This window comes from Actinocrinis sp. (genome assembly GCF_035946395.1).
Classification (GTDB): Bacteria; Actinomycetota; Actinomycetes; order Streptomycetales; family Catenulisporaceae; genus Actinocrinis.
Window position 1 is genome coordinate 1 of sequence record NZ_DASYZI010000338.1, and the last position, 7,790, is coordinate 7,790.

Annotated in this window: 6 protein-coding genes; 5 read left to right on the forward strand and 1 reads right to left on the reverse strand. The window is 68.9% G+C overall.

Features of this window, described 5'->3' with window-relative positions:
* Window positions 1-534: 534 nt before the first annotated feature.
* The 5 genes from coaE to uvrB all read left to right on the forward strand — a co-directional run bounded on the left by coaE (window position 535) and on the right by uvrB (window position 6,915).
* Complete coding sequence (coaE, locus tag VGS97_RS21155) at window positions 535-1,155, forward strand: dephospho-CoA kinase (RefSeq protein ID WP_326855348.1); 621 nt, start codon at window positions 535-537, stop codon at window positions 1,153-1,155.
* 242 nt (window positions 1,156-1,397) lie between these two features.
* Window positions 1,398-2,510 carry a decaprenyl-phosphate phosphoribosyltransferase gene (locus tag VGS97_RS21160; protein WP_326855349.1) on the forward strand — a complete coding sequence of 371 codons (1,113 nt, stop codon included), beginning with the start codon at window positions 1,398-1,400 and terminating at the stop codon, window positions 2,508-2,510.
* A gap of 16 nt (window positions 2,511-2,526) precedes the next feature.
* Window positions 2,527-3,915 (forward strand): FAD-binding oxidoreductase, encoded by a 1,389-nt coding sequence (locus tag VGS97_RS21165; protein WP_349262205.1) that lies wholly within the window; start codon window positions 2,527-2,529, stop codon window positions 3,913-3,915.
* A gap of 11 nt (window positions 3,916-3,926) precedes the next feature.
* Complete coding sequence (locus tag VGS97_RS21170) at window positions 3,927-4,685, forward strand: decaprenylphospho-beta-D-erythro-pentofuranosid-2-ulose 2-reductase (RefSeq protein WP_326855351.1); 759 nt, start codon at window positions 3,927-3,929, stop codon at window positions 4,683-4,685.
* 103 nt (window positions 4,686-4,788) lie between these two features.
* Entirely contained in the window at window positions 4,789-6,915 is a 2,127-nt protein-coding gene (uvrB, locus tag VGS97_RS21175; protein ID WP_326855352.1) for an excinuclease ABC subunit UvrB, read from the forward strand.
* A 579-nt stretch (window positions 6,916-7,494) separates the two neighbouring features.
* Here uvrB and VGS97_RS21180 read toward each other — a convergent pair.
* Window positions 7,495-7,790: ATP-binding protein (locus VGS97_RS21180; protein ID WP_326855353.1), on the reverse strand; the 296-nt coding region annotated here is incomplete at its 5' end.

Genomic DNA, 7,790 nt, shown 5'->3' on the forward strand with positions numbered 1-7,790 from the left:
CCGCGCTGCGCGAGAAGCTGGCCGGCGGACAGAGCTGAGCTGCCGGGAGCGGCTGATCATCTGATCAGCCGACTGCGAACGAACGCTGACGGGCGTCCGGACGACTTCCGCAAGGAACCGCCGGGCGCCCGTTTCGTTCATGCCGCAGCCGTAGGCGTCGGCTCTTCGAACCTAGAGGGTTGCGCGGTTTGGTGGCCGACGGTGCTGTTCCTGCGGCTGGCGCCCCGTGGGCGCGGGCCGATGGCCGTCGCTTAACGGCGTTGCCGTTGGTCGCCGCGCAGTGTCGCTGATGCAACTGATGTAGCTGGACCGCGTGGCGCTGTGACACCCTCCTCCGCTCCGCCCTGCCCCGCCCCGCTCGGCCCTTGACTTGCGAGCCAACGCGGCGCCAGTCGCATGAACAACTCCGTCAACCACCAACCCGCGCAACCCTCTTAGCCGGGGCACCATGGCGGCTGTAGGCTCGTCCGCCGCTTCGCGTCGGCCGATCCTGCGCCGCCGGCCCGGTCAAGTTCGAAGAGAGGGGATCGCCTCATGAGCGAGGCACGCACCGTCCTGGTCGGACTGACCGGTGGCATCGGCTCCGGCAAGTCCACCGTCGCCAGGCTCTTGGCCGAGCGTGGCGCACTGATCCTCGACGCGGACGTCGCCGCACGCGAGGTGGTCGCCCCAGGCACCGACGGGCTGGCCGCGGTGCTCGCCGATTTCGGCGATGCAGTGCTTGCACCGGATGGTTCGCTGGATCGCGCGGCGCTCGCCGCCGTTGTCTTCACCGATCCGGATCGGCGTACCGCGCTCAACGCGATCGTTCATCCGCGTGTACGCGCCTGGATGGCCGAACGCGCCGTCGCCGCGCCTGAGGGCTCCGTCGTGGTCCAAGACGTGCCGCTGCTCGTCGAGTCCGGGCTGGCCAGCCTGTTCGAACTTGTCGTCGTCGTGGATGCCGCCGACGCGGTGCGTGTGGCCCGCCTGGTGCGTGATCGCGGCATGACCGAGCAGGAGGCTTCGGCGCGTATCGCCGCGCAGGCCCCCCGCGAGCAACGGCTCGCCGCGGCGGACGTTGTCCTGAACAACGACGGCACACCGGATGAATTGGCCGATCAAGTTGCGGCCCTATGGAACCGAATAGAGGCTCTAGGGCGTACGCCACGTTAGAGCGGTTACCCGGGCCGGCAGTACGCCAGACGCCAGTAGCTTGCACCGAATGCCCGGGTAGGTTGGGGCAGGCAGGTGTGGTCCTGGTAGCCTCCCTACGCTGTTCACCCGGGCGGGACTTCGGCGCACGACAGGCCGAAAGCCGGGTACGACGGCAGGACCCGACGAAGAGTCGTGGTATCCGCACCCTGTCCTCTGCGGTTCCGGCACCGTCACGAGGACCGATCACTTGGGAGGGTGACGTGGTTACGATCCCCGCGCGAGAGCGCATCGAACACATGACCGCCGCCGGCGAAGAGACGGTCGAGCGAGCCGTGAACGGCAATGCGCAGACCGCCATCGCTGAGGCCGACGTCGAGACCGAGTCCGCCGACGCCGCGCCGGAAGAGGCGCCCGTACCGGCCGCGAACGGCACCGGCACCGACGTCGCGCTACACGCTCCGGTCGCCACGTCCGCCGGCAGCACCTCGACCAAGCCCTTCGCGCTGCTACGCGCGATGGTGCGCGAGGCCCGCCCGAAGCAGTGGGTCAAGAACGTCCTGGTGCTCACCGCGCCGCTCGCCGCCGGCCGCATCGACGAGGCGAAGGTGCTCGGCGCCAGCGCGGTCGCCTTCGCCGCGTTCTGCCTGGCCGCCGCCGCCGTCTACTACGCGAACGACGCGCTCGACGTCGAGGCCGACCGGATGCACCCCAAGAAGCGGTACCGGCCCATCGCGGCCGGGCTGATCCCGATCCCGCTGGCATGGGCCACCGTCGTGGTGCTCTCCATCGCCGCAGTCGGCGTCGCCTTCGCGGCCAACGTGGGCACCGCCGCGGTCATCGCCATCTACCTCGCGATGCACCTGTCGTACAGCGCCTGGTTCAAGCACATCCTCGTGCTCGATCTCGCGCTGGTCGCCGGAGGCTTCCTGCTGCGAGCGATGATCGGCGGCGTGGCCGCGAACATTCCGCTGTCCCAGTGGTTCCTGCTGACCACCGCATTCGGCTCGCTGTTCATGGTGGCCGGGAAGCGGCACTCTGAGATGATCCTGATGGGAGAGGCCGCCGCGACCACGCGCAAGACGCTGGCCGCGTATTCGGAGTCGTACCTGCGCTTCGTCTGGCAGATGGCCGCCGGGCTGACCATCCTGACCTACGCTCTGTGGGCCTTCGGCCTCGGCCAGAACGAGTCCGGGGTGAACTGGCACGAGATCTCGATCGTGCCCTGGTCCTTCATCTTCCTGCGCTACGCGATGTTCGTGGACTCCGGAAAGGCCGGGGAGCCGGAGGACGTGCTGTTCGGCGACGTGGTCATCATGGCCATCGCGGCGATCTGGCTCGGGTGCTTCGCGGCGGGAGTGTTCAGTGCGCATTGATCATCAGCCTTCCCTCATCGGCGGCCGTTCCGGCGTAGGCGTCACGGACGTCGCCGAGCCGTACGCGCAGCGCCTGAGCGGCTGGGGCCGCACCGCGCCCACGGTGGCGGAGGTCGTACGGCCGCGTACCCGTGAGCAGGTCGCCGAGGCGGTCGCCACGGCAGGCCCCCGTGGCGTCATCGCGCGTGGACTCGGCCGCTCGTACGGTGATCCCGCGCAGAATGCGGGTGGCCGGGTCATCGACCTGACCGGGCTCAACCGCATCCTGTCCATTGATCTGGACACCGGCCTCGTCACGGCCGAAGGCGGCGTCTCCCTGCACACGCTGATGCGGGCCCTGGTTCCGTTCGGGTACTTCGTGCCGGTGACCCCGGGCACCCGGTACGTGACCGTCGGCGGCGCGATCGGTAGCGACATCCACGGTAAGAACCACCACGCTGACGGTTCGTTCGCGCAGCACGTCACCTCCATGGACCTGCTGCTCGCCGACGGCACCGTTCGCACGCTCACCCCCGACTCCGACCCGGAGCTGTTCTGGGCCACCGCGGGCGGCATGGGCCTGACCGGCGTCGTGCTGTCCGCAACCGTGCGCCTGATCCCGATCGAGACCTCACGGCTCTCGGTCGACACCTTCAAGCTGCCCGACCTCGACACGCTGATGGAGCGGCTGGCCGGCACCGACGCCGACTACCGCTACACCGTCGCGTGGATGGACTGCCTGGCCAAGGGCGCGAAGCTGGGCCGCGCGCTGCTGGACTGCGGCAACTTCGCGGCGCTCGACGAGTTGTCGGCCAAGCACCGCGCCGAGCCACTGGCGTTCTCCGCCAAGCCGGTCGCCGGCGCGCCCGACCTCTTCCCGTCCGGCCTGCTCAACCGGCGCACCATCGCGATCGCCAACGAGGTCTGGTACCGCAAGACTCCGGCCACGCACCACCACCTGGCCACCATCGGTGGGTTCTTCCACCCCCTCGACGGCATCCGCGACTGGAACCGGGTTTACGGCAAGGCGGGCTTCCTTCAGTACCAGTTCGTCGTCCCGTTCGCCGCCGACGCCGCGCTGCGCCGTATGGTCGAGCAGATCAGCCGCGCTCAGGCACCGTCGTTCGTCACGGTCCTCAAGCGCTTCGGGAAGGGCTCGCCCGGTTACCTGTCCTTCCCGACCGAGGGCTGGACGCTGGCGCTGGACTTCCCGTCCGGCACGCCCGGCCTCGACCGGCTGCTGCCGTGGCTCGACGAGCAGGTGCTGTCCGAGGGCGGCCGCGTCTACCTCGCCAAGGACTCCCGGCTCGCCGCTGCCGACCTCGCAGCCATGTACCCGCATCTCGACGATTTTCGCGAGGTCCGCGCCAAGGTGGACCCGCTCGGGGTGTTCGTCTCGGACCAGTCCCGCCGACTGGCGCTGTAAGGGAGCAGAAGATGAAGGACGCGCTCGGTTCGGTGCAGTCGCTGCTGATCCTCGGCGGCACCTCGGACATCGCACTGGCCACCGCCCGCCGGATGGCGACCGACAAGACCCGCAGGATCGTGCTGGCCGCCCGGCCCTCCGAGCGGCTTGACGCCGCCGCGCAGGACCTGCGGGCGTTCGGCGCCGAGGTCGATACGGTGGCGTTCGACGCCTCAGAGGTCGAATCGCACGAGAAGGCACTCGGCGAGGTGTTCGCCAACGGCGACATCGACGTCGTGCTGCTCGCCTTCGGCGTCCTGGGCGACCAGGCCGCGGACGAGCAGGACCCGGTCGCCGCGGCGCGGGTCGCCCAGACGAACTACGTCGGCGCCGTCGCCTCGGGCCTGGTGTGCGCCAACGCGCTGAAGAAGCAGGGCCACGGCGCGCTCGTCGTGCTCTCCTCGGTGGCCGGTGAGCGTGCCCGCCGGGACAACTTCATCTACGGCTCGACCAAGGCCGGCCTCGACACGTTCGCTCAGGGCCTCGGCGACGCGATGCACGGCAGCGGTGTCCACGTGATGGTCGTGCGGCCCGGCTTTGTCGAGACCAAGATGACCGCCGGGATGGAGAAGGTGCCGTTCTCGACGACCCCCGACGCGGTGGCCGACGCAATCATCGCCGGGCTGCGCCGAGGCTCGGAGATCGTCTGGGTTCCCGCCGCGCTGCGCTACGTCTTCTCCGGCCTGCGGCACCTGCCGCGCCCCCTGTTCCGCAAGGTCGCCAAGCGCTAGCCCGTCTCGCTGAGCCACTCGCTGACCTGGCTCATCACAAGTTATCCACAGCTTTCCGGAAACGCCCGCCCGCTTGTCGGCGCGGGCGTTTACCGTGGTAACCATGACTCGACCGTTGACTGACCTAGAGCGAAAAGTGGCGCCCTTCGAGGTCGTCAGCGAATACAAGCCGTCCGGGGACCAGCCCGAGGCGATCGCCGAACTGGAGCGGCGGGTGCGCGCGGGAGAGAAAAACGTGGTGCTGCTCGGCGCGACCGGCACCGGCAAGTCCGCGACCACGGCGTGGCTGATCGAGCGGTTGCAGCGGCCGACCCTGATCATGGCGCACAACAAGACCCTCGCCGCGCAGTTGGCCAACGAGTTCCGCGAACTGCTGCCGAACAACGCGGTCGAGTACTTCGTCTCGTACTACGACTACTACCAGCCCGAGGCGTACATCGCGCAGACCGATACGTACATCGAGAAGGACTCCTCGGTCAACGAGGAGGTCGAGCGACTGCGCCACTCGGCCACCAGCTCGCTGCTGACCCGGCGCGACGTGGTCGTCGTCTCATCCGTCTCCTGCATCTACGGCCTGGGTACGCCGCAGGAGTACGTCGACCGGATGATCCGGCTGAAGGTCGGCGAGGAGTACGGGCTCGACCGGCTGCTGCGCAAGCTCGTCTCGATCCAGTACGCCCGCAACGATCTCGCGTTCACCCGCGGCACGTTCCGGGTGCGCGGGGACACGGTCGAGGTGTTCCCGGTCTACGAGCAGCACCCGGTGCGCATCGAGCTGTTCGGCGACGAGGTCGAGCGGCTGATGACGCTGCATCCGGTCACCGGCGAGGTGCTCACCGACGACGAAGAGCTCTACATCTTCCCCGCCACGCACTACGTCGCCGGCCCGGAGCGGATGGCCCGCGCGATCGAGGGCATCGAGGCCGAACTCGCCGACCGGCTCACCGTGCTGGAGCGGCAGAACAAGCTGCTCGAAGCCCAGCGGCTGCGCATGCGCACCACCTACGACCTGGAGATGATGCGCGAGGTCGGCTTCTGCTCCGGCATCGAGAACTACTCGCGGCACATCGACGACCGCGAGCCCGGCAGCGCCCCGAACACCCTGCTGGACTTCTTCCCCGAGGACTTCCTGCTCGTCATCGACGAGTCGCACCAGACCGTCCCGCAGATCGGCGCGATGTACGAGGGTGACGCCTCGCGTAAGCGGGTCCTGGTGGACCACGGCTTCCGGCTGCCCTCGGCGGTGGACAACCGGCCGCTGCGATGGGAGGAGTTCGTCGAGCGGATCGGGCAGACGGTGTACCTGTCCGCGACCCCGGGGCCTTACGAGCTGTCCCAGGCGGCCGGCGTGGTCGAGCAGGTCATCCGGCCCACCGGCCTGATCGACCCGGAGGTCATCGTCAAGCCGACACAGGGCCAGATCGACGACCTGGTGCACGAGATCCGGCTGCGTGCCGACCGGAACGAGCGCGTCCTGGTCACCACGCTGACCAAGAAGATGTCCGAGGACCTGACGGACTATCTGCTGGAGTTAGGCGTCAAGGTCCGGTATCTGCACTCGGACATCGACACGCTGCGCCGGGTCGAGCTGCTGCGCGAGCTGCGCCTCGGCGTCTTCGACGTGCTGATCGGCATCAACCTGCTGCGCGAGGGCCTGGACCTGCCGGAGGTCTCGCTGGTGTCGATCCTGGACGCCGACAAGGAGGGCTTCCTGCGCAGCGGCACCTCGCTGATCCAGACCATCGGCCGCGCGGCGCGCAACGTCTCCGGCCAGGTCCACATGTACGCCGACAAGATCACCCCCGGCATGGCGAAGGCCATCGACGAGACCAACCGGCGGCGTGCGAAGCAGACCGCCTACAACAAGGAACGCGGCATCGACCCCACGCCGCTGCGCAAGCGGATCGCCGACATCACCGACTCGCTGGCCCGCGAGGACGCGGACACCAGGGAGCTGCTCGGCGGCGCAGGCCGGCAGCAGTCGCGCGGCAAGGCTCCGGTCCCCGGCGTCGGTTCGAGGGGCGGCGCCTCGACACTGGCCGGGCTTCGTGCAACGGGAGAACACAGCGTGGGCAAGCCGACCGAGGAACTGGAGGCGCTCATCGAGGACCTCAGCGCCCAGATGCACGCCGCCGCGGCCGAACTACGCTTCGAGCTGGCGGCAAGGTTCCGCGACGAGATCGGCGAGCTGAAGAAGGAGTTGCGCGGGATGCGTGCCGCAGGCGTCTGAGCTGAGCACCGCCGGGCCGCCGAGCACGGCGGTACTCGCTACGGCGGCGCTATGTACGTGGATCACATGCGTAGACCACGTATCTGGCGCTACGCAAACGGGCCAAGCAGCTGGTGCGGAATAGGTGGGCCAAGTAGGTGGCACTGGGTACGTGGACCAGGCAGGTACTGCGCGCAGATCCACAGACATGGATCTACCTTCAGCCCAGCCCAGGCGCGGCCGGGCCCGGCTCGGCTCGGCTCGGCCCAGTCCAGTCCAGTCCAGTCCAATCCAGCCAGCCCAAGCCAGCCCGGCCCAGGCCCGGCCCAAGCCAGGCCAGCTCGGCCCAGCCCAGGCCCGGCCAGGTCAGCCCAGGTCAGGCCAGGCCAGGCCAGGCTTTGGGGTCCTCAACCCAGATCAGCCGTCAGCCCAGGTCCTGAGGCCCTCAACCCAGGTCTGTTGTCATCCCAGATCCTCAGCCCAGATCCTTCAGCTCAGCTCCCCAGCCCAGATTCTCAGCGCCAGCCCTCGGCGCCGGTCCTCGGCCACGTCTGTCGCCTGCTCGGGGCTTCCGCACAAATCTGCGGTCAGCTCGGGTCTTCAGGCCGGGTTCATCGTGAACCAGACGATCTTGCCGGTGGCGGTGCGCCGGTGGCCCCATTTGCGGGACAGCTCGTTGACCAGCAGAATGCCGCGGCCCCGCTCGGCGGTCGCGGACAGCTCCTGTAGTTCCGGCGGGGTGCGGGTCCGGTCGCAGACCTCGCACAGCAGCCCGGTCTCGTTGCGTTGTAGCCGCAACCGGATCTCGCCACCGGCGTGCTGGATCGCGTTGGTGACCAGCTCGCTGACCAGCAACTCCACCGTTTCGGTCAGCGCGCTCAGTTCCCAGGCCGCCA